Annotated in this window: 15 protein-coding genes; 9 read left to right on the top strand and 6 right to left on the bottom strand. The window is 73.4% G+C overall.

The window, feature by feature from the left end; all coding sequences use genetic code 11:
• Positions 1-263 precede the first annotated feature (263 nt).
• Positions 264-1931, top strand: coding sequence for a hypothetical protein (locus tag ACGF0D_RS34340; protein WP_392922923.1), 1668 nt, complete (start codon positions 264-266; stop codon positions 1929-1931).
• 443 nt (positions 1932-2374) lie between these two features.
• Positions 2375-5422, top strand: coding sequence for a hypothetical protein (locus tag ACGF0D_RS34345; RefSeq protein ID WP_392922925.1), 3048 nt, complete (start codon positions 2375-2377; stop codon positions 5420-5422).
• A gap of 119 nt (positions 5423-5541) precedes the next feature.
• Here ACGF0D_RS34345 and ACGF0D_RS34350 read toward each other — a convergent pair whose 3' ends face one another.
• From ACGF0D_RS34350 to ACGF0D_RS34360, 3 genes are all read right to left on the bottom strand, one after another.
• The gene (locus tag ACGF0D_RS34350) at positions 5542-6411 is read right to left on the bottom strand and encodes a LysR family transcriptional regulator (RefSeq protein ID WP_392922927.1); all 870 of its coding nucleotides are present in this window, start codon (positions 6409-6411) and stop codon (positions 5542-5544) included.
• A gap of 172 nt (positions 6412-6583) precedes the next feature.
• Positions 6584-7831, bottom strand: coding sequence for an MFS transporter (locus ACGF0D_RS34355; RefSeq protein WP_392871471.1), 1248 nt, complete (start codon positions 7829-7831; stop codon positions 6584-6586).
• Positions 7832-8056: 225 nt separating this feature from the next.
• The gene (locus ACGF0D_RS34360; RefSeq protein WP_392923012.1) at positions 8057-9280 is read right to left on the bottom strand and encodes a hypothetical protein; all 1224 of its coding nucleotides are present in this window, start codon (positions 9278-9280) and stop codon (positions 8057-8059) included.
• Between the two features lie 295 nt (positions 9281-9575).
• Here ACGF0D_RS34360 and ACGF0D_RS34365 point away from each other — a divergent pair, with 295 nt between their 5' ends.
• From ACGF0D_RS34365 to ACGF0D_RS34390, 6 genes are all read left to right on the top strand, one after another.
• On the top strand, positions 9576-10604 hold the full coding sequence (locus ACGF0D_RS34365) for a phosphotransferase family protein (RefSeq protein WP_392922930.1): 1029 nt from the start codon (positions 9576-9578) through the stop codon (positions 10602-10604).
• Between the two features lie 6 nt (positions 10605-10610).
• On the top strand, positions 10611-11843 hold the full coding sequence (locus tag ACGF0D_RS34370; RefSeq protein WP_392922933.1) for an acyl-CoA dehydrogenase family protein: 1233 nt from the start codon (positions 10611-10613) through the stop codon (positions 11841-11843).
• 121 nt (positions 11844-11964) lie between these two features.
• Positions 11965-13275, top strand: a complete 1311-nt coding sequence (locus ACGF0D_RS34375) for an alpha/beta hydrolase family protein (RefSeq protein WP_392922935.1) — start codon at positions 11965-11967, stop codon at positions 13273-13275.
• 389 nt (positions 13276-13664) lie between these two features.
• Complete coding sequence (locus ACGF0D_RS34380; protein ID WP_392922938.1) at positions 13665-15563, top strand: putative Ig domain-containing protein; 1899 nt, start codon at positions 13665-13667, stop codon at positions 15561-15563.
• Positions 15564-15733: 170 nt separating this feature from the next.
• Entirely contained in the window at positions 15734-16177 is a 444-nt protein-coding gene (locus tag ACGF0D_RS34385) for a hypothetical protein (protein ID WP_392871486.1), read from the top strand.
• A gap of 160 nt (positions 16178-16337) precedes the next feature.
• On the top strand, positions 16338-16814 hold the full coding sequence (locus ACGF0D_RS34390) for a hypothetical protein (protein WP_392871489.1): 477 nt from the start codon (positions 16338-16340) through the stop codon (positions 16812-16814).
• Between the two features lie 97 nt (positions 16815-16911).
• Here ACGF0D_RS34390 and ACGF0D_RS34395 read toward each other — a convergent pair whose 3' ends face one another.
• Genes ACGF0D_RS34395 through ACGF0D_RS34405 form a run of 3 tightly spaced genes read right to left on the bottom strand, consistent with a single transcriptional unit; the run spans position 16912 to position 19483 of the window.
• Positions 16912-17883, bottom strand: a complete 972-nt coding sequence (locus tag ACGF0D_RS34395; RefSeq protein ID WP_392922941.1) for an NADPH:quinone oxidoreductase family protein — start codon at positions 17881-17883, stop codon at positions 16912-16914.
• Positions 17880-18671: an SDR family NAD(P)-dependent oxidoreductase gene (locus tag ACGF0D_RS34400; protein WP_392923015.1), complete on the bottom strand. Its 792-nt coding sequence runs from the start codon at positions 18669-18671 to the stop codon at positions 17880-17882. Before ACGF0D_RS34400 ends, ACGF0D_RS34395 begins: the two co-directional genes overlap by 4 nt.
• Before the next feature lie 53 nt (positions 18672-18724).
• Positions 18725-19483: an SDR family oxidoreductase gene (locus tag ACGF0D_RS34405; RefSeq protein WP_392922944.1), complete on the bottom strand. Its 759-nt coding sequence runs from the start codon at positions 19481-19483 to the stop codon at positions 18725-18727.
• 255 nt (positions 19484-19738) lie between these two features.
• Between ACGF0D_RS34405 and ACGF0D_RS34410 the strand changes: the two genes are divergently transcribed.
• Positions 19739-20365: a TetR/AcrR family transcriptional regulator gene (locus ACGF0D_RS34410; protein WP_392871496.1), complete on the top strand. Its 627-nt coding sequence runs from the start codon at positions 19739-19741 to the stop codon at positions 20363-20365.
• Positions 20366-20436 lie beyond the last annotated feature (71 nt).

The raw sequence follows: 20436 nt of genomic DNA on the forward strand, positions 1-20436 counted from the left end.
CCCGCCGGGGCGGGGCGCGCCGCCCCCCCCCCCCCCCCCACCCGGCGGGGGGGGGGGCGGGGGGGGGCCCGGGGCCCCCCGGGGGGGGGGGGGGCGGGGCCCCCCCCCGGCCCCCGCCCCGCCCGGCGGTCCTCGTCACCAGCCGCGCCGCGCTCACGGCCCTGCCCGGCTCCCGGCTCGTCGACCTGCACGAACTCGACGCCGCCCACGCGCGGACGCTGCTGCGCCGCATCCTCGGGGAGCACCGGGTCGCCGCCGAGCCGGTGGCCGCCGCCCGGATCGTCGAGCTGTGCGGCGGCATGCCGCTGGCGGTCCGCATCGCCGGTGCCCGCCTGGCCGCCCGGCCGCGCTGGACCCTGGCCCGGCTCGCCCACCTGCTGCACGACGAACGGCGCCGGCTCGACGAACTGGCCGCCGGGAACCTGGCCGTACGGGCCGGCTTCGCCGTCGGCTACACCCGCCTCGCCGAGCCGACCCGCCGCACCTTCCGGCTGCTCGGGCTGCTCGACGCCCCCGACTTCGCGCCGTGGGCCGCGGCGGCGGCGGCCGACATCCCGCCGGAGCAGGCCGAGCGGCAGCTGGAGGAGCTGATCGACGCCCAACTCCTCCAGGAGACCGGCACGGAGCCGCACCTGCGCTACCGCTTCCACGACCTCGTCCGGCTGTACGCGCGCGAGCACGCCGAGGCCGCGGACGAACCGGCCGCCCGCGCCGCCGCGCTCGAACGGGCCTTCGGCGCCTGGCTCTGGCTGGCCGAGCAGGCGGCCGACCAGGTGCCCGGGCCGTGCTTCGCGCCGATCCACGGCGCCGCGCCGCGCCACCCGATGCCGTCCGGCGTCGCGGCGGCGCTGCTGGACGACCCGACGGCCTGGTTCGACGCCGAGCAGCCGGCCCTGAACGCGAGCGCCCGGCAGGCCGCCGCGCTGCGCATGGTGCCGATGGCGTGGGAACTCGCCGCCTGCCAGGAGAAGTACTGCGACGTGCGCGGCCTGTACGACGAGTGGCGCACCACCCACCTGGCCGCCCTCCAGGCCTGCCGGGCGGCCGGCGACGACCTGGGGACGGCCGTGCTCACCCGCGGCCTGATCGAGGTGACGACCTGGACCACCGCGGCCGACGGCTCCGGGGCGACCGTCGACCTGCCGGACGGCACCCAGACGATGGTCGCGCTGGACGACCGGGCGCGACACCTGCGAGGCCTGTTCGAGCAGGCCGGGGAACCGCGCGGGACCGCCGACGCCCTCGTCCTGACGGCCTGGAGCCTGGTGGCCCAGGGCCGCGAACAGGAGGCCCTGGACGCCGCCCGGCAGGCCCTGGACCTCGCCACCGCCCACGACCACCCGGGCGGCGAGGCCCGGGCCCACCAGATCATCGCCATCGCCTACGGGGAGACGGACCTCGACCGCACGATCGAACACCTCACCGAGGCGCTGCGGGTGGCGCGGCTGATCGGCAACACCCGCTTCGAGACGACCGCGATCCAGTTCCTCGGAGCCGCCCACGGCCGGGCCGGCCAGGTGGAGCGGGGCGGCGAGCTGCTCCTGCGCTCGCTCGCCATGGCCCGCTCGCTCAAGGACCGCTACGTGGAGGCGTTCTCGCTGCTCTACCTGGCGATGCTGTACGCGGCCACCGGCGACGACCGGGCCCGGGAGACGGCCGAGGCCGCGCTGGCCATCGCCCGCCGCTTCGACCTGGGGCACCACCTCGCCCAGGCCCTCGGCATCCTGGGGGAGCTGGACCTGGCGGCGGGGGACCACGCCGCGGCGGTCGGGCACCTGGAGGAGTCGGTGCTGGTGTGGCGCGCCCGCGGCTGGCGCTCCTTCCTCGCGGAGGCGCTCCGCGCGCTCGGCCGGGCGTACGAGGCGGCCGGGCTGGCCGAGTCGGCCGCGCGGGTGCTGGAGGAGGCGCGGGAGCTGAGCGACATCCGGTAGCCCGGCAGGGGCCGTACGGCACCGGGGCCGTACGGAGTGGCCGGCCGGCGCCCGAGGGGCGCCGCCCGTGGGCCGAGCGGTGAGCGATCGGTAAGCGAACGGTAAGGCGCCCCTGCCTAGGCTCGATCCCCACGGCACAGGACAGGCGTACGCACCCGGCCCCGGCCCGGTCGACGCGCCCGTCCCGTACGCACCGCATGGGCAGCCGGTCGGGTCCGCGCAGGGGACGGACCCGGCCGGAGGCGCGGCCAGTCGGTGCTGAGCCAGCGCCAGCGCCAGAGCCAGAGCCGCGCCGGAACATCCGGCGCGGCCGCTCGTGTCCACCCCCTATGATCGCGCCCCGGGGGGAAGGCCGCTGACCTGGTAGGACGCCGGTCGTGTCCGCTCCCTTTCGGCGACGCGGACCCGCGCCGCCGGTCCGACGACCGGGAGACTACGACTCGGTGATACTCACTCAACGCCTGGGCCGCGGGCTGCTGGCCGGCGCCTCGGCGCTCGCGCTGGCACTGCTGCCCGCGGGCCTCGCACCCACCACGGCGGCAGCCGCCCCGACCGGCGCCCCCGCCGCTGCCCCGACCGGCGCCCCGGCCGGCGACGGATCCGGGCCGACGCCGGTGGACCTCGACACCACGCGTGCCTTCGCGGACACCTTCCAGCTGGACCCGGCCAGGGACACCGACCCGCTGTACGGGCTGAACGTCGGGCTCGAAGCCCGGCAGTCGGTTCCGGCCGGGCAGCACGGGATCTCCTACACCCGGGTCTCCGGCCGCTGGGACACCTCGGTCGCGCCCGACCAGTGGTTCGTCCAGACCAGTCATCCCAACTACCCCAACAAGCTGCTGTTCGCCAAGGGCGTCTCCGCGGTCATGCTCGGTGCGCCGGCCGTCGCGGACGGCACCGGGCACTACACCGTCTCGACGGTGATCGACCCCGTCGTCGGTGACACCGGCGGCAACGACTGGGGCTCGATCGTGCTGAGCCGCAGCCACCGCAGCAACGGCTACGTCACCGGTGGCGACGTCGACCTCGGACTGACCGTCAGCTCGCGCGGCGGGCTCGCCCTCTTCCACGGCGGCGGCGGTGAGACTCCGTTCTGGACCGGCACGGTGGCGCCCACGGCGCAGTACGCCGTCTCGCTGACCGTCTCCACCGGGGCCGACCGGGCCGTCACCCTGACGGTGAACGGCACCCCGTTCACCGTCTCGGCGCCGGCCGGGGTGACCCGCTGGCCGGGCAGCGAGTTCCTCTACCTCGGCGCCTACCTCACCAACCCGGACCGGTTCACCACCTTCGGCGACGGCGCCGGCCACGGGCTGAACGTCAGCAGGGTCGACACCGGGGCCACCCGCAGCGCCAAGCCGCTCGTCGACACCTTCGACGGCGCGCCCAACGCCACCGCCGACTTCGGGCTCAACCAGGATCTCAGCGCCCGCCAGCCGAGCCTGATCTCCGCGAACTACACCGCCGTCTCGGGCGTCAAGGGCCTGGCCCTCGACCCGCCGGCGGGCTCGGTGCAGGTCAACAGCCCGGCCCAGCCGAACGTGCTCTCCTTCCCCAAGGGCACCTCGGCCGTGCGTCTGAACAAGCCGGCCACCTCGGACGTCCCGACCGGCGCCTACACGGTGCACGCCGTGCTGACCCCGGTGGTCGGCAGCACCTCCGGCCAGGACTGGGCCTCCCTCGCCGTCAGCAACGCCTCGGGCGGCACGGGCGCCGTGGACGCCGAGGACGTCGCGCTCGGTCTGCGCGTCCAGTCCGACGGCGGGCTGACGCTCTTCCAGGGCGGCCGGTCGATCGTCCTGCCCACGGCCCCGGCGGCGGGCTCCTACGAGGTGTCGGTCGCGCTCAAGACGGACGAGCAGCGGGCGAGCGTGCTGGTCAACGGCGCGACGGTGTTCTCCGGCCGCACCGACGTCCAGCTGCCCCGCGACGGCTACGTCTCGCTCGGCGCCCACCACTCGGCGGCCGGCCAGGTCACCACGGTGGACGACCTGCGGATCTCCATGCTGGGCGGGCTCGGTTACTACGGATTCTTCGACATCCGGGACCCGGACTCGCCGAACAACGGCGTCAACCACGCGCCGGAGGTGGCGCAGTGGACCAACCTCAACAACTACCTGCGTGGCCAGGACCCCCGCCTGGAGTTCCTGGACCAGTGCCTGCCGGCCTCCTGCGTGATCGACGTCAACCAGGAGACGGTGATCCCGAACTCGCCGGGCGACTGGGCGGTCCACCCGAACCCGGACGCCGCGGAGAACCTCCGCAAGCTGGTGGAGCGCATCGGGCCGAACATCGACAAGATCGCCGCCGTGGACATGGCGGACGAGCCCTACTCGCACGGCATGGCCCCCGAGCAGGTCATGCTGCAGGCCAAGCAGATCCGGGCCGCGTTCCCGGACAAGACGCTGATCATGAGCCTCGACCGCTGGAACGCCGAGCAGACCGCGCCGATCCCGCCCGAGGTCGACATCGTCGGCTTCGACCACTACTGCATGGGCCGCGGCCGGCTCCAGCCGCTGCTGGCGAACCTGAAGACGTTCCTCTCCTCGCCGGACCAGCACCTGATGCTCTTCCCGGAGTCCACCAACGAGTGGGGCGTCGCCGTGAACTGCTACCCCGACAGGACGGACGCGGACATCGCGGCGTACAACGCCGAGTACCGGGCGCTCGCCGCGCAGGACCCGCGCGTCGTCTACCTGCAGAACTTCCGCTGGCTGGGCCCCGACCAGCCGAACAAGGTGCCGCTGACCGTCGCGGCGCAGCAGCGGATCGGCAGGGCCGTGGTCAACGCCACGCCCACGCCGAAGCCCGCCTCGGCGGGCGTCTACCGGCGGTCCGACGGCAGCTTCGGCGAGGCCGCCCACAACGGCCGGTACACCGGGCAGACCGTGTTCGGCGGCGGCGGCGACGACGTCGTCCCGCTGACGGGCCACTGGAACGGTCCTGGCACCGACACCATCGGCGTCTACCACCGCGACACCGCGACCTTCCAGCTGTCGAACGACAACGCCACCGCGGCCGCCACCTTCCCGTTCGGGATCCCCGGTGACATCCCGCTGGTCGGCGACTGGAGCGGGCAGGGGCGGACCACGGTCGGTGTCTACCGGCCCAGCGACCAGTACTTCTACCTCTCCGACGACAACTCCACCGTCAAGTACCGGATCAAGCTGGGCAATCCGGGCTGGAAGCCGCTGGTCGGCGACTGGGACGGCAACGGCACCACCACCGTCGCCGTCTACGACCCGCAGACCCAGATCTTCTACCTGAACGACTCCAACCAGACGGAGCACGTGCGGCCGGGCGTCAAGTTCGGCAACCCCGACGACATCCCGGTCAAGGGCGACTGGGACGGCACCGGCAAGGAGACCATCGGCGTCTACCGGCCCGGCGACCAGACCTTCTACGGGGCCTCCGAGAACTCCGACCTGGTGATCTACCGTACGAAGTTCGGCAACCCGGGCGACGTCCCGCTGGTGGGCAACTGGGGCTGACGCCTCGTGTGACGTCCGACAGGCGCCCTCCCGACCGACCGCTCCGCGGCGTCGGGAGGGCGCCCTGCTGTTGCCGGACCTCCAGGGCGAGCCCCCGCCGGCACGGCGTCAGGTGATGTTCAGGTGATGTGCCGCAACAGCGCGGCGACGGCGGGCGGCGCCTCGCCGGGAGGCCGGACGACCATGACCTTCCAGGTCGGGGCGTGGCGCTCGAAGCGGTACCGGGGGAGGTCGGGGAAGCGGTCCGCGATCGACCTGGGCATGATGCAGACGCCCAGGTCGTTGCGGACCAACTCGGCGGCCGCCACGATGTCGTTCACCTCGAAGGTGGTGCTGCGGTCGACGCCCGCGGCGCGGAAGGCGCGGTCGACGGCGTGCCGGATGGCCCAGCCGGGGGTGAAGTCCACCAGGGGCAGCCGGGCGACGTCGGCGAGGGTGACCTCGCCGTCCGGGGTGGCCCCGGCGAGCATCCGTCGGGGCGCCGCGAGCAGCACCATGGACTCGCGGGACAGCAGTCTGGTGGTGAGGCCGCGCTGCTGCTGGCGGTCGAGCGCCACCACGGCCAGGTCGACGGTGCCCTCGCGCAGTGCCTGGCGGATGTCGGCGACGGCGGCCTGGCGCAGGTGCACCACGACGCCGGGGTGTTCGGCGCGCAGGGCGGCCAGGGCGTGGTGGAGGCCGGCCCAGACGCCCTGCATGGTGCCGACGGTCACCCGGCCGCGCAGCTGCCCGCGGGCCGCGTCGACGGCTTCCCGGGCGAGTTCGGCGGCCCGCAGCGTCGCGCGGGCGGCGGGGACGAAGGCCTCGCCGGCGGGGGTGAGGGCGACGCGGTGGGTGGTGCGGTCGAACAGCGGGGTGCCGAGTTCGCGTTCGAGGGCGCGGACGGTGCCGGACACGGAGGACTGGACGACGTGCAGCCGCCGTGCCGCCGCGGTGAAGCCGCCGGTGTCCGCCACCGCGACCACGACCTCCATCTGCCGCAGATCCATCGTCCACTCCCGGTTGGGCCGTACGCCGCCCGGTGCGGGGGCGGCGAGGGCTGTCGATCTTCACGCATCGTATGCGGAGGGCGGTGCCGCCCGAGGGCGAGCGGCGGGCGGCCCGGCACGCGGCGCCGGCCCGTCCTCGGTGCGGGGAAGGCCGGCGCCGGGTCGCTCCCGGTCACGCGTTCGCGGTGCCGGGTTCGGCGGCCGCGCCCTGGCGGCGTTCGGTGGTCCAGTAGAGCAGGGCGAGCAGGGGCAGGGCGGTGCCGAGGGTGGCGACGCCGGTCCAGCCCCAGGCGTGGTAGACGACGGAGCCGAGTTCGGATCCGGCTGCTCCGCCGACGAAGAACATGGCGATGAAGGCGCTGTTGAGGCGGGCCCGGGCGGCCGGGTCGAGCGCGTAGACGGTGTGCTGGCCGAGGATCAGGCTGGCCTGCACGGCCATGTCGATGAGGACGGCGGCGAGGGCGAGCAGGACGACGCTGTGGCCGCCGAAGCCGGCGAGCGCGAAGGAGACGGCGGCGACGGCGAAGGCGATGCCGGTCATGCGGCGGGTCAGCCCGTGGTCGGCCCAGTGCCCGGCGAACGGGGCGACGGCCGCTCCGGCCGCGCCGACGAGGGCGAACAGGCCGACGCCGACCGCGGAGTAGTGGAAGTGGGGGCCGGTCAGGACGAAGGAGACGGTGGTCCAGAAGGCGCTGAAGGCGGCGAACATCGCGGCCTGGTAGAGGCCGCGGCGCAGCAGGGCGGGGTGGGTGCGCACCAGCCGGACGGTGGAGCGCAGGACGTGGTGGTACGGGATGGTGGTGGTCGGGGCGTGCGCGGGCAGGGCGGCGCGCAGGGCCACGCCGAGGACGGCCATCAGGACGGCGGAGCCGAGGAAGACGGTGCGCCAGCCGGCGACGTCGGAGACCAGGCTGCTGAGGGTGCGGGAGAGCAGGATGCCGGTGAGCAGTCCGCTCATCACCCGGCCGACGATCCGGCCGCGGGCGTGGTCGGGGGCGAGGCTCGCGGCGAACGGGACGAGGACCTGGGCGACGACCGAGGTGGCGCCGCTGACGAGGGAGGCGATCAGCAGCATCGGGAAGCTGGTGGCGAGCCCGGCGGCGACGAGGGCGAGGGTGGTGACCGTCAGCAGGGCGGTGATGAGGTTGCGCTTCTCCAGCCGGTCGCCGAGCGGGACGAGGAAGAGCATGCCGATCACGTAGCCGACCTGGGTGAGGGTGATCAGGGCCCCGGTGGTGGCGGTGCTGGTGTGGAAGACCCCGCTCAGCGTGGAGAGCAGGGGCTGGGCGTAGTAGAGGTTGGCGACCGTCATGCCGGAGGCGACGGCCAGCAGCGCTATCAGCCAGCCCGGTACGCCGTGGGGGGCGTCGGCGGGTGCGGACCGGCGCGCGGCGGTCGGGAGGTCGGACGAGGCGGACATGGGGCACCTTCTCGAAGCAGTGGGCCGGGGTCGGCCGGCACGGGCGGGGCGGTGACGGCAGCCTCCTCGCTGCCGTCACACGGGTGTGAGCGCCGGTCCGTGTCCGCTGCTTCCCCGTCCGGGGCGATGCTTCGGAATGTCAGTCATCTCGATCGGAGATGACCGTGGGAGCCCTGCCGCCGGGCCGTGCGCGGTTCCGGATCCGGCCCGCGCCGGCCGGGCCCGTCACTTGACCAGGCGGGACCAGTCGGCCGGCTGGGCGGGGTCGAGTTGGCGGAGCTTGTCGAGGACCGCCGGGTCCTGGGCGTCGAGCCAGTCGGCGACCTGGCGGAAGGAGGCGCAGCGGACGCCCTCGCGCTTGCAGACGCTCTTCATCACGTCCTCGACGGCCTGCATGTAGATGCCGCCGTTCCAGTCCTCGAAGTGGTTGCCGATGAACAGCGGGGCGCGGCTGCCGTTGTAGACGCGTTCGAAGCCGGCGAGGTAGCTGTCGCGGGTCTCCTTCTCCCAGGTGTCGTACTTCCTGGGGTCGCCCTTGGTGGTGTTTCCGGACTGGTTGGCCAGGAAGTTGAAGTCCATCGAGAGGCTCTGGGTCGACTTCCCGGAGTAGGGGAGCATCTGGAGCGGGAAGTTCCAGATGCTGTCCTTCCTGGTGGGCCAGACCTGGAACTCGCCGGGGGAGCTGGCGTCGTAGCGGAAGTTCGTGGCCTTCTCGGCCGGCAGCAGGTTCTTCTGGCCCTCCAGGCAGGGGGCGCGGCCGCCGACCAGTTCCTTGGTGTAGTCGAAGGGGAGCGGCGGGAGGTCCTTGAAGCCGGTGTTGGTCTTCCAGTTGGTGACGAAGGAGATGGCCTGGTCGAGCTCGCTCTTCCACTCCTCGGTGCTCCACTCGCCGCCGCCCTTGGCGTTGCAGAAGTGCCCGTTGAAGTGGGTGCCGATCTCGTTGCCGTCCTGCCAGGCGAGGCGCAGCTGTTCCAGGGTGTCCTTGATGTGGGGGTCGGTGGCGTAGTCGATGGAGGCGTCGCCGGGCTTGTGCTGCGGGGGTTTGTAGAGCGTGCTCTTGGACTTGGGGAGGGTGTAGAGGCCGCTCAGGAAGAAGGTCATCTGGGCGTTGTTCTCCACGCCGAGCTTGCGGAAGCGGGAGAACATGCGCTCGTCGCCCTCCAGCGCCCCGTCCCAGGAGAAGACGACGAACTGCGGCGGCTTCTCGCCGGGCTTGAGCCGCTCGGGCGTGGGCTGCTTGGGCTGCGGGCCGGTGTAGGAGGTGGAGCCGTCGCCGAGCACCTTGACCTGGCCGTCCCAGGTGGGGGTGGGAGCGGGCGGCGGCGGGGCCGGGGCCTCGGTGGTGCTGCTCGGGGTGGGGCTGGACGGGGTGGTGCCGGTGGCGGTCGTGGGTCTGCTCGTCGTGTCGGAGCATCCGGTCGCCAGGGCGGAGGCCCCGAGGACCCCCATCGCCAGCAGGATGGCCGAGCCGCGAGCAGTCCGCACAGGACCCCCTTTTCCCTGATGTCTGATCAGGAAGTATTCGGAAGATGATCGATGAATGCGATCATCAGAACATTTTTGAGCGTCAAGGTCGAACCGCTCCAGGGGCGGTGTGGCAGCGGCCCGTCCGGCGCGATCGGCGGTGGTAACGACGTCTACGGGGTCGCGGGGCCCCGGGGTTCATGCCATTGACAGCGGACCTTCCGGGTTGAATGCTAAGCAAGCGCTTAGTCAATGATCCGCCTCCCCGAGGAGCCGCCCGATGGCCGAGACCCCCGTCGACCCGCCCGGCCTGGACCTGGCCCGTCTCCGGGCCCACCTGGACCGCGAGCTGCCCGGGATCCTCCAGGGGCCGCTGCGGGCCGACCTCGTCGAAGGGGGCCGCTCGAACCTCACGTACGTGCTGAGCGACGGCGCCTCCCGCGCCGTCCTGCGGCGCCCGCCGCTCGGGCACGTCCTCGCCACCGCGCACGACATGGGCCGCGAGTACCGCGTGATGACCGCCCTGCGCGACACCGGCGTCCCCGTGCCCCGCACCCTGCTGCTCGACCCGGACACCGACACCCTCGGCGCCCCCTGGTACCTCATGGAGTACGTCCCCGGCACCGCCCACCGGGACGCCGCGCCGCTGGCCGCCCTCGGCGAGCAGCGGGTGCACACGCTCGGCACCAGGCTGGTCGACACCCTCGCCACCCTGCACCGGATCGACCCCGCCGCCGTCGGCCTCGCCGACTTCGGGCACCCCGAGGGCTACCTGGAGCGCCAGCTGCGCCGCTGGTCCAAGCAGCTCGCCGCCTCCCGCAGCCGCGAACTGCCGGACCTGGACCGGCTGTACGACCTCCTCGGCCGACGGCTGCCCGTCTCGCCCGCGCCCGCCCTCGTCCACGGGGACTACCGGCTGGACAACGTCCTGGTCGACGACGCCGACGACATCGCCGCCGTCCTGGACTGGGAGATGTCCACCCTCGGCGACCCGCTCACCGACATCGGCCTCCTGGTGATGTACACCGAACTCGCGGGCGTCGGCGGCGGCATCATCCCCTCCGCCATGACCGCCCCCGGCTTCCCCGAGCCCGACGAGATCGTCTCCTCCTACGCCGACGCGACCGGCCGCCGGGCGGAGGACCTCGACTGGTACGTCGCCTTCGCCTCGTTCAAACTCGCCGCCGTCGCCGAGGGCATCCACTTCCGCTTCCAGCAGGGCCGCACCCTGGGCACCGGCTTCGAGCGCGCCGGCGAGATGGCGCCGGTCCTCGCCCGGCACGGCCTGAGCACCCTCAAGGAGAACTGAGCACCGATGGACTTCGCCTACGACGCCCGGACCAACGAACTCCGCGAACAGCTGCTCGCCTTCATGGCCGAGCACGTGTACCCCGCCGAGCCCGTCCTCGCCGCCCAACTCGCCGACCGGGCCCGCGACCCGTGGGCCATTCCGCCCGTCGTCGCCGACCTCCAGGCCGAGGCCCGCAAGCAGAACCTCTGGAACCTGTTCTTTGTGGACAAGCACAGCCTGCCGGGCGAGCCGGGCGCCGGCCTCACCAACCTCCAGTACGCCCCGCTCGCCGAAATCACCGGCCGCAGCATCCAGTTGGCCCCGCCCGCGCTCAACTGCGCGGCGCCCGACACCGGCAACATGGAGCTGCTCGCCCAGTTCGGCAGCCCCGAGCAGCGCGAGCGCTGGCTGCGCCCGCTGCTGGCCGGCGAGATCCGCTCCGCCTTCGCGATGACCGAGCCCGAGGTCGCCTCCTCGGACGCCACCAACATCGCCACCCGGATCGAGCGGGACGGCGACGAGTACGTCGTCAACGGCCGCAAGTGGTACATCACCGGTGCGATGAACCCCGACTGCCGGATCCTGATCGTGATGGGCAAGACCGACCCGGACGCCGAACCGCACCGCCGACAGAGCATGGTGCTCGTCCCGCGCGACACCCCGGGCGTGACCGTGCGGCGCGGCATGACGGTCTTCGGGTACGACGACGCCGACCACGGCGGCCACGCCGAGGTGCTGTTCGAGGACGTCCGCGTCCCGGTGGAGAACCTGATCGGCGAGGAGGGCACGGGCTTCGCCATCGCGCAGGCCCGGCTCGGCCCCGGCCGCATCCACCACTGCATGCGCGCCATCGGCATCGCCGAGCGGGCGCTGGAGCTGATGTGCCGTCGGGCCAGCGAGCGGGTGGCGTTCGGGAAGCCGCTGGCCGAGCAGGGCGTGGTGCAGGACTGGATCGCCGAGTCCCGGGTGCGGATCGAGCAGCTGCGGCTGCTGGTGCTGAAGACCGCCTGGCTGATGGACACCGTCGGCAACCGCGGTGCGCACACCGAGATCCAGGCCATCAAGATCGCCACCCCGCGCACCGTGGAGTGGATCCTCGACAAGGCCGTCCAGGCCCACGGCGCGGCCGGCGTCAGCCAGGACACCCCGCTCGCCCAGCTCTGGGCCGGCAACCGCACCCTGCGGCTCGCCGACGGCCCGGACGAGGTGCACAAGCGCTCGCTGGCCCGCAGGGAGCTGCGGCAGTACCGGCGCTGACCCGTAGGGGTGTGACACCGGGGTATTCAGGGACCGGTTGGCCCCCTGGTATGACGGCCGCGGCCCGTCGCCGACCGTAGTGTCCTGCGTGTTCGATCGATCGGAACACGGAGGGGACACCATGGGCATTCCGGGACGGGCCGTGGCGGCGGTGGTACTGGCGGCGGCTGCGGCGGTGGGCACGATCGGCACGGCCGGAGCGGCCACGCCGACCGGCGGCGGCACCGGGACCGACGGCGGCACCGGGCGGCAGGCCCGGGCCTGGCTGCCGGAACCCAGCGGGCCGTACCCGATCGGGACCACCGCGCTGCACCTCACCGACGCCGGACGGGAGGATCCCTGGCACCCCGGACAGCGGCGCGAGCTGATGATCAGCCTCTGGTACCCGACCTCCCACCCGGCCGCCGGCGACGACCGCGCCCCCTACATGGAGCCCGCCGCCGGCCGGCACTTCGACGGCCCGGACGGCGTCGGCCTGCTCAACTACGGCACCGAGCCCGGCCGCACCGACTGGTCGGCCATCCGCACCCACGCCCGCAGGGACGCCCCGGCACTGGCCGGCGGCCCGCGCCCGGTCGTGCTCTACTCGCCCGGGCTCGGCGACCCGCGCACCTGGGGGACGGCGCTGGTCGAGGACCTCGCCTCACGCGGCTACGTGGTGGTCACCGTCGACCACACCTACGAGGCCTCCGAAGTCGCCTTCCCCGGCGGCGACCTGGCCCCCTCGGTGCTCCCCGGCATGCTCGGACAACCCGGCCTGGACATCGGCGCCGTGCTGCGCAAGGCGATGGACACCCGGGTGGCCGACACCCGCTTCGTACTGGACCAACTGGACCGACTGGACCGACTCGCCGTACTGGGCGGCCGGCCCGGTCTGCCCGCCGGGCTCGCCGGGGCCCTCGACCTCGGCCGGATCGGCATGGTCGGCCAGTCGGCGGGCGGCTTCACCGCCCTGCAGACCATGCACGACGACCCGCGGATCACCGCCGGCGTCAACATGGACGGGCAGCTGCACTTCCCCGGCCCCGACGGCCACACCGGCGTCTTCCTGCCCAGCGTCGCCGAGGACGGCCTGGACCGGCCGTTCCTGCTGATGGGCACCGGCAGCGACGACTCCGGCAGCTACCGCGACCAGCCCGGCTGGAACGCCCTGTGGCAGCACAGCACCGGCTGGCGCGCCGACGTCACCCTCACCGGTTCCCGCCACGGCTCGTACACCGACGGCCAGCCGCTGCTGCCGCAGCTCGCCCGGCAGGGCGTGCTCAGCGCCGATCAACTGCGCAGGGACGTCGGCGACATCCGCCCCGGGCGCGCCGAACTCGCCACCCGCTCCTACGTGGCGTCCTTCTTCGACCGCTGGCTGCGCGGCCAGGACGACCACCTGCTGGACGGCCCCTCGGCGCGCTTCCCGGAGATGGCCTACGAGCGGTAGCGGGGCCGGGGAGGTGGCGGGTGAGGGGGCGGTGAATTGCCGTCAGTGGGCCTCGCCAAACGGTCGGTAGCGGATTCCGGTGTGGCATTTCGCATCGTATTCAGTGAATGGCTACACGCGTTGATCCCTTTTCATCAACGTTGCTTGACCTGCTTGGACGCGCTTCTTAATCGCTCCTTACCCTATGCCGTTGACCGGTGTTCATCAGCTCTGCTTTCCTTCTTGCCACGCAGGCGGCAAAGACCCGACGGGCAGTCAATTCCGGTGCACGAATGAAATTCGACCGGAACCGGCCCCGACGGAATCCGCCGCCGGCCCTTCCCCACAAAGGGATCGTTCCCGGCCCCCCGGGCCGCGGGACGATCGGCAGAAGAGAGGCACCCTCACCCATGGGTCACTCCCCCAGGACAGCACGCGCGAGGAACGCGGCGTTCACCGCGATCGCGTCGCTCGCGCTCGCCGCCGCCGGCTTGGCCGGCGCGGCCGCTCCGGCCTCCGCGCAGGACGTCTCCAGCTCGCAGGGCAGCTCCACCAGCGAGTTCAACCCCTGGAGCCCGCAGAACGGCCACCCCTACCGGCACGGCGCGGTGCCCGGCATGTCCCAGCACGAGAACTACAAGAAGTGGCTCGCCGCCCACAACCAGGCCGCGGCGACGGGCCAGCAGACGCTGTCGTACGGCGGCGGCGTCGACGGCATCGGCGTGCAGAGCGGGCACTCCAAGGTCTACCTGGTGTTCTACGGCAACCAGTGGGGCACCCAGAGCACCGACGCCAACGGCAACGCGAAGTTCACCAACGACTCGGCCGGCGCCGCCGGTGCCACCCAGCAGATGTTCAAGGGCATCGGCACCAACGGCGAGACCTGGTCCGCCGACCTGACCCAGTGGTGCGACGGCCCCAACGTCGCCACCGGTGCCGTGAGCTGCCCGTCCAACGCCAACTTCATCCCGTACCAGAGCGGCGGCGTCCTGTCCGGCGTCTGGTACGACAACGCGGCCGCCTCGCCGAGCCAGGCCAGCGGCAACCAGCTCGCCCAGGAGGCCGTCAAGGCCGCCGGCCACTTCGGCAACACCACCGCCGCCGCCAACCGGGACGCGTACTACATCGTCCTGTCGCCGCACGGCACCAACCCGGACGACTACCAGAACCCCACCACCGGGTACTGCGCCTGGCACGACTGGAACGGTGACACCACCCTCACCGGCGGTGCGGCGAGCTCGCCCTACGGCGACATCGCCTTCTCCAACCAGCCGTACAACATCGACGCGGGCTCCAACTGCGGCGTCGGCTTCGTCAACTCGCCCGGCACGCTGGACGGCTGGACGATGACCCTCGGCCACGAGTGGCACGAGATGATGTCCGACCAGAACCCGGCCGGCGGCTGGACCAACCACGTCTCCGGCAGCAGCTACAACGGCCAGGAGAACTCCGACGAGTGCGCCTGGATCCAGCCCGGCAGCACCGGCGGCGCCGCCAACATCTCCTTCGGCTCCTTCGGCAGCTACGCCGAGCAGGCCAGCTGGTCCAACGACACCAACTCCTGCGCGATCTCGCACGCCATCCTGACCCACGGCAACGCGGTCACCGTCACCAACCCGGGCAACCAGAGCGGCACCGTCGGCACGGCGGCCAGCCTGCAGATCAACGCCACCGACTCGGCCACCGGCCAGACGCTGAGCTACTCGGCCACCGGCCTGCCGGCCGGCCTGTCGATCAACTCCTCCACCGGCCTGATCTCCGGCACCCCGACCACCGCCGGCACCTCCAGCGTCACGGTCACCGCCACCGACGGCACCGGCGCCGCCGGCAACACCGCCTTCACCTGGACCGAGTCCACCAGCGGGGGCGGCGGCAACCCCGTCACCAACGGCGGGCTGGAGAGCGGCAGCCTGACCGGCTGGACCACCGCCGGCAGCACCTCCGCCACCACCTCCGCCGCCCACAGCGGCAGCTACGGCGCGATGGTCGGCTCCACCAACCCGACCGGGGACTCCTCGATCGCCCAGACCTTCACCGCGCCCACCGGCTCCAGCACGCTGTCCTTCTGGTACAGCAACACCTGCGACGACACCATCACCTACGACTGGGCCACCGCCACCCTGAAGGACAACACCACCGGCACGACCACCACGGTCCTGGCCAAGACCTGCACCACCGTCGGCACCTGGACCAACAAGACGGCGGCCGTCACCCCGGGCCACTCCTACACCCTCACCCTGAGCAACCACGACGACAACTACCCGGGTGACCCGACCTACACCTACTACGACGACGTGACCGTCTCCTGACCACCGTCGCGCCGAACGCACCGGGGTGGGCCCAGCGCCCGCCCCGGTGCCGTTTGCGGCCCGGTGCCGTCCGGCGGGATCCGAACCGGCCGCCGGTGCGTCGAACCGGTGCCCCTGGAACAACGGCCCCTGGAACAACGGCCCCTGGAACAACGGCAAGAGGAACCACCGTGAATCCGAGAAGACCCGCCGCCCTGGCACTCGCCGCCGCCCTGCTCAGCCTGACCGGCTGCGCCTCCACCGGAACGGGCCCGTCGACGCCCGCCACCACGTCGGCCACCCCGGGCCCGGCGACGGTCACGGTGGACGAGCACGCCGACCGCACCACCGTGCGGATCGCGGTCGGCGCGACGCTGACGCTCGCGCTCCACAGCACCTACTGGTCCGCCGCCACCAGCTCCGCCCCCGAGGTCCTCGCCGCGGACGGCGCCCCGAGCACCGCCCCGTCCCCGTCCTGCCGCCCCGGCGGCGGCTGCGGCACCGTCACCGCGGCCTTCACCGCCCGCGCGGCCGGCACCGCCCGCCTCACCGCCACCCGGACCTCCTGCGGGGAGGCCCTCAACTGCCCGCCCGGGCAGCGGAGTTACGAGGTCACGGTGGACGTCGAGGGCTGAGGAGCGAGCGTTTCGACGCGCTGAGGGCCGCTCCCCGTCGAGCGAAATTCACGGCCCGGGGTCTACCCGCATAGACAGCGATACGCCATCCTGGTGCGATGCCGGTCCTCGGAGCCCGGGGGTCGAGTCGTAGGCACGTCATCCTGACCGGGAGATGCAGATGAAGCCACGCACCGCAGCCACCGTCGTCGCCCTGGCCCTGGCCGGCCTCGCCCTCTCGGCGCCCACGGCCGGCGCCAGCGGTACCAAGCTGTCGCAGTCGGCGGCCGCCAGCCAGCTCAGCGGCGCCGGCATCACGTGGAGCTCCAGCGGGGGCTGCACCACCAGGTCCAACTCCACCTGCACCTCGTTCGACCAGATCAACTCGGGCACGGTGAGCGCCGTCATCACCCTGAAGCAGGCCAGCGGCTGCGCCATCAACATCACGGGCGGGACGGAGGTGGGCCACGCCTCTGGCACCTACAGCCACTACAACGGCTACAAGGTCGACGTCTCCCGCAGCTCCTGCATCGACAACTACATCCAGAACAGCTTCACCTACATCGGCCTCCGGGGCGACGGCTACCCGCAGTGGAAGGCCGCGTCGGGCAACCTGTACTGCAACGAGGGCAGCCACTGGGACATCACCGTCTACTGACGCCGACCCGTCCTGACACGAGGAGAAGGCCGGTAGCGGGGTCGCAGCCGATGGGCTGCGACCCCGCCCGGTGTCGCAGCCCGAGCCGGGAGGAGGGTCAGTCGCCCAGTACGGCGATCCGGCCGGTGCTGAGCCCGGCGGCGACGCGATGGACGGCGTCCGCGGCGCCGGCCAGCGGCACCCGGGCGCTCACCAGGGGCCGGACGGCGCCCCGTTCGGCGAGCCTGGTGAGCTCGTCGTGGGCGGTGCGGACGGCGCGCGGGTCGTGGGTGTTGTAGAGGCCCCAGTGCAGGCCGAGGATCGAGTAGTTCTTCACCAGGGCGTGGTTGAGCGCCGGGGTGGGGATCCGCCCGCCGGCGAAGCCGACCACCACGATCCGGCCCTCGAAGGCGACGCACCTGGCGGAGCCGGTGTAGGCCTCGCCGCCGACCGGGTCGAAGACCACGTCCGCGCCGCGCCCGTCGGTGGCCTCCTTGACGGCGGCGACGAAGTCCCGCTCCCGGCGGTCCACCACCAGGTCGGCGCCGAGTGCCCGCGCGGCCCGCGCCTTCGACGGCCCGCCGACCACGGCGATCACCCGCGCCCCGGCGGCCAGGCCGAGCTGGACCGCCGCGCTGCCGACCCCGCCGGCCGCCGCGTGCACCAACAGGGTCTCGCCGGCCCGCAGCCGGGCCCGCCGGTGCAGCCCGAACCAGGCGGTCTGGTGGCCGATGTGCAGGGCGGCCGCCTCGGCGTCGTCCAGCGCCTCGGGCGCCGGGAACGTGGCGTCGGCGTCCAGCAGCGCGTACTCGGCGAAGGCGCCGTGCGGCAGCACCGGGTTGCCGATCAGCCGCTCGCCCCGCCGGGCGCCGTCCACCACCTCGCCGCACAGCTCCACGCCGGGCGTGAACGGCAGCGGCGGGCGGACCTGGTACTGCCCGCGCACCATCAGCGCGTCCGGGAAGTTGACGGCCGCCGCCCGCACCCGGACCAGCAGCTGCCCCGGCCCGGGCACCGGCCGCGCGACGTCCTCGGCCAGCCGCATCACCTCGGCGGGCTCGCCGAGTTCGCCCACCTGCCAGGCCCTCACAGCACTTCGCTCCTCTCCAGCCCCTGCTGGAGCCGGTTCATCCCGGCGAGCCAGCGGTCCGGCTCGGTGGCCCGGACGCGGCAGTAGTCGGCGACCTCGGGGTGCGGCAGCAGGAGGAAGCGCTCCGCGCGCATCCCGTCCAGCGCCGCCTCGGCGACGTCCGCCGGGTCGAGTGCGGTGGGGGCGAGCAGCGCCTCGCCGACCGCGCCGGTGGAGGCGAGCAGGTCGGTGCGCACGCCCTGCGGGCAGAGCGCGTGCACCCGCACGCCCCGGTGGCGGTAGGTCGCGGAGAGCCACTCGGCGAAGGCCAGTGCGCCGTGCTTGGTGACGGAGTACGGGGCGGAGCCCAGCATGGTGAGCAGCCCGGCGGCGGAGACGGTGGCCAGGAAGCGGCCCTCGCCGCGCTCCAGCCAGCGGGGGAGCAGCAGGTCGGCGGCCCGGACGTGGGCCATGACGTTGACCTCCCAGGCGCCCGCCCAGGCCGCGGCGGGCGCGTCGGTCCCGCCGGCCGGGGCGACGCCCGCGTTGGCGCACCACACGTCGATCTCGCCCAGCTCGGCGCGGGCCCGCCCGACCAGCTCGGCCAGGCCCTCGGCGGAGGCCGCGTCCCCGGGCAGCGCGGTGCCCGCGCACTCCTTCGCCACGGCGCGGGCGGCCTCGGCGTCCAGGTCGTTGACCACCACCCGGGCGCCGGCCGCGGCGAAGGCCCGGGCCAGCGCGGCGCCGATGCCCCGGCCGCCGCCGGTCACCACCACGCCCCGGCCGTCGAACTCCCGGCCGTCCGGCACCTGGTTGTCCGGCGCCTGGTCGTTCGGGGTGGGGCCGTCGAACGCCCTGGTGGTCACATGCCACCGCCGAGGGTGACCCCGCCGTCCAGGACCAGGGTCTGGCCGGTGATCCAGCCGGCGTCCGGGGAGAGCAGGAAGGCGACGGCGCCGGCGACGTCCTCGGGGACGCCGAGGCGGCCCAGCGGGTAGGCCTTGGCGACCTTCTCCTCGCGGCCCTCGTACAGCGCCTCGGCGAACTTGGTCTTGACCACGGCGGGGGCGACGGCGTTGACCCGGATGCCCTGGGGGCCCAGCTCGGCGGCGAGTTCGGTGGTGAGCCGGATCAGCGCGGCCTTGCTGACGCCGTACATGCCGATGCCGAGCGAGGCGCGGATACCGGTGATCGAGGCGACGTTGACGATCGAGCCGCCGTGCTCGCCCATCCACGCGGCGTGCGCGCGGCGGGTCCAGGCCAGCGGGGCGAGCACGTTGACGGCGAGGATCTTCGCGGCGGCGCCCTCGTCGGTGTCCAGGACCGGCCCGAGGACCGGGTTGATGCCGGTGTTGTTGACCAGGTGGTCGAGCCGGCCGAAGGCCTCCAGGGTGCGGGCGATCGCCTCCTCCTGGTGCGCGGGGTTGTCGGCCTTGCCCGCGACGGCGATCGCGTTCTCCGGGCCGCCCAGGTCGCGGACGGCCTCGGCCAGCGGCTCGGGGTTGCGGGCGGTGAGGCAGACCCTGGCTCCGCGGTCGACCAGCTCGCGCGCGATGCCGAGGCCGATGCCCCGGCTCGATCCGGTGACGATGGCCACCCGGCCCTTGAAGGAGTGCACCACGGAGCGTCCTGCCTTTCGTGCGGGAACCTGCGGAAACCTGGGGGAACCTGCGGGAACGTGTGGGGATCGGCGCGGATCTGCGGGGTCTGCCGGGAATCTGCGGGGCCCCGGGGGAATCCCGCCAACTGCTGACTAAGCGCTTGCTCAGCATGCTGTCGGTGCGGGAGCCTGTCAACAGTCCGTCGGACGCCCGCCCCCGCCCGAGGGGGACGACCGGCGCGAAAGCCTGTACGAGTTCTCTGGGAGGATGGCGCCATGACCAGCACCCCGCTCGCCGACCTCTGGCCGACCCTGCCCGGCGCCGACGTCCGCCCCGAAGCGGCGTACCGGCTGCTCCAGGCGGCCGTGGAGTCGTTCGCGGAGCGCGGCTTCCACGCCACCACGACGCGGGACATCGCCACCGCGGCGGGGATGAGCCCGGCGGCGCTGTACATCCACTACCAGTCGAAGGCCGCGCTGCTGGCCGAGATCAGCCAGGCCGGTCACGCCGCCACGCTCACCCTGGTCCGGGACGCGGCGGCCGGCCCGGGCGGTCCGGCCGAGCGGATGCGGCGGCTGGTCGAGCGGTTCACCGCCTGGCACGCCCGGGGCCGGACGGTCGGCCGGGTGGTCAACTACGAGCTGCACGCGCTGCCCGAGGACGCCTACGCGGTGGTCGCCGCGCTGCGGCTGGACATCGAGCGGGAGGTCAGCGCGCTGATCGAGGCGGGCGTGGCGGCGGGGGAGTTCCAGGTGGTGGAGGTGCGGACGGCGGCCCGCGCGGTCACCTCGCTGGGCATCGACGTCTCCCGCTGGTACACCGGCAATTCCACCGAGGCGCCGGAGGAGCTCGGACGCCGCTACGGGGAGCTGGTGCTGCGGATGCTCGGCGCCCGGGTCTGAGGGACGGGAGCCCCGCGGGCCGCCCCGGGGCCCAGGACCCCTTGACCCGCTCCGGCGAGGCGAGCAGACTC

Origin of the sequence: Kitasatospora sp. NPDC048298, from assembly GCF_043201465.1 — a bacterium.
Lineage (GTDB): Bacteria > Actinomycetota > Actinomycetes > Streptomycetales > Streptomycetaceae > Kitasatospora.

Excerpts from the sequence above, each read along its gene's own strand:
- ACGF0D_RS34350 (WP_392922927.1), bottom strand. The coding sequence starts at position 6,411 with ATGGATCTGCGGCAGATGGAGGTCGTGGTCGCGGTGGCGGACACCGGC.
- ACGF0D_RS34355 (WP_392871471.1), bottom strand. The coding sequence starts at position 7,831 with ATGTCCGCCTCGTCCGACCTCCCGACCGCCGCGCGCCGGTCCGCACCC.
- ACGF0D_RS34360 (WP_392923012.1), bottom strand. The coding sequence starts at position 9,280 with ATGGGGGTCCTCGGGGCCTCCGCCCTGGCGACCGGATGCTCCGACACG.
- ACGF0D_RS34365 (WP_392922930.1), top strand. The coding sequence starts at position 9,576 with ATGGCCGAGACCCCCGTCGACCCGCCCGGCCTGGACCTGGCCCGTCTC.
- ACGF0D_RS34370 (WP_392922933.1), top strand. The coding sequence starts at position 10,611 with ATGGACTTCGCCTACGACGCCCGGACCAACGAACTCCGCGAACAGCTG.
- ACGF0D_RS34375 (WP_392922935.1), top strand. The coding sequence starts at position 11,965 with ATGGGCATTCCGGGACGGGCCGTGGCGGCGGTGGTACTGGCGGCGGCT.
- ACGF0D_RS34380 (WP_392922938.1), top strand. The coding sequence starts at position 13,665 with ATGGGTCACTCCCCCAGGACAGCACGCGCGAGGAACGCGGCGTTCACC.
- ACGF0D_RS34390 (WP_392871489.1), top strand. The coding sequence starts at position 16,338 with ATGAAGCCACGCACCGCAGCCACCGTCGTCGCCCTGGCCCTGGCCGGC.
- ACGF0D_RS34410 (WP_392871496.1), top strand. The coding sequence starts at position 19,739 with ATGACCAGCACCCCGCTCGCCGACCTCTGGCCGACCCTGCCCGGCGCC.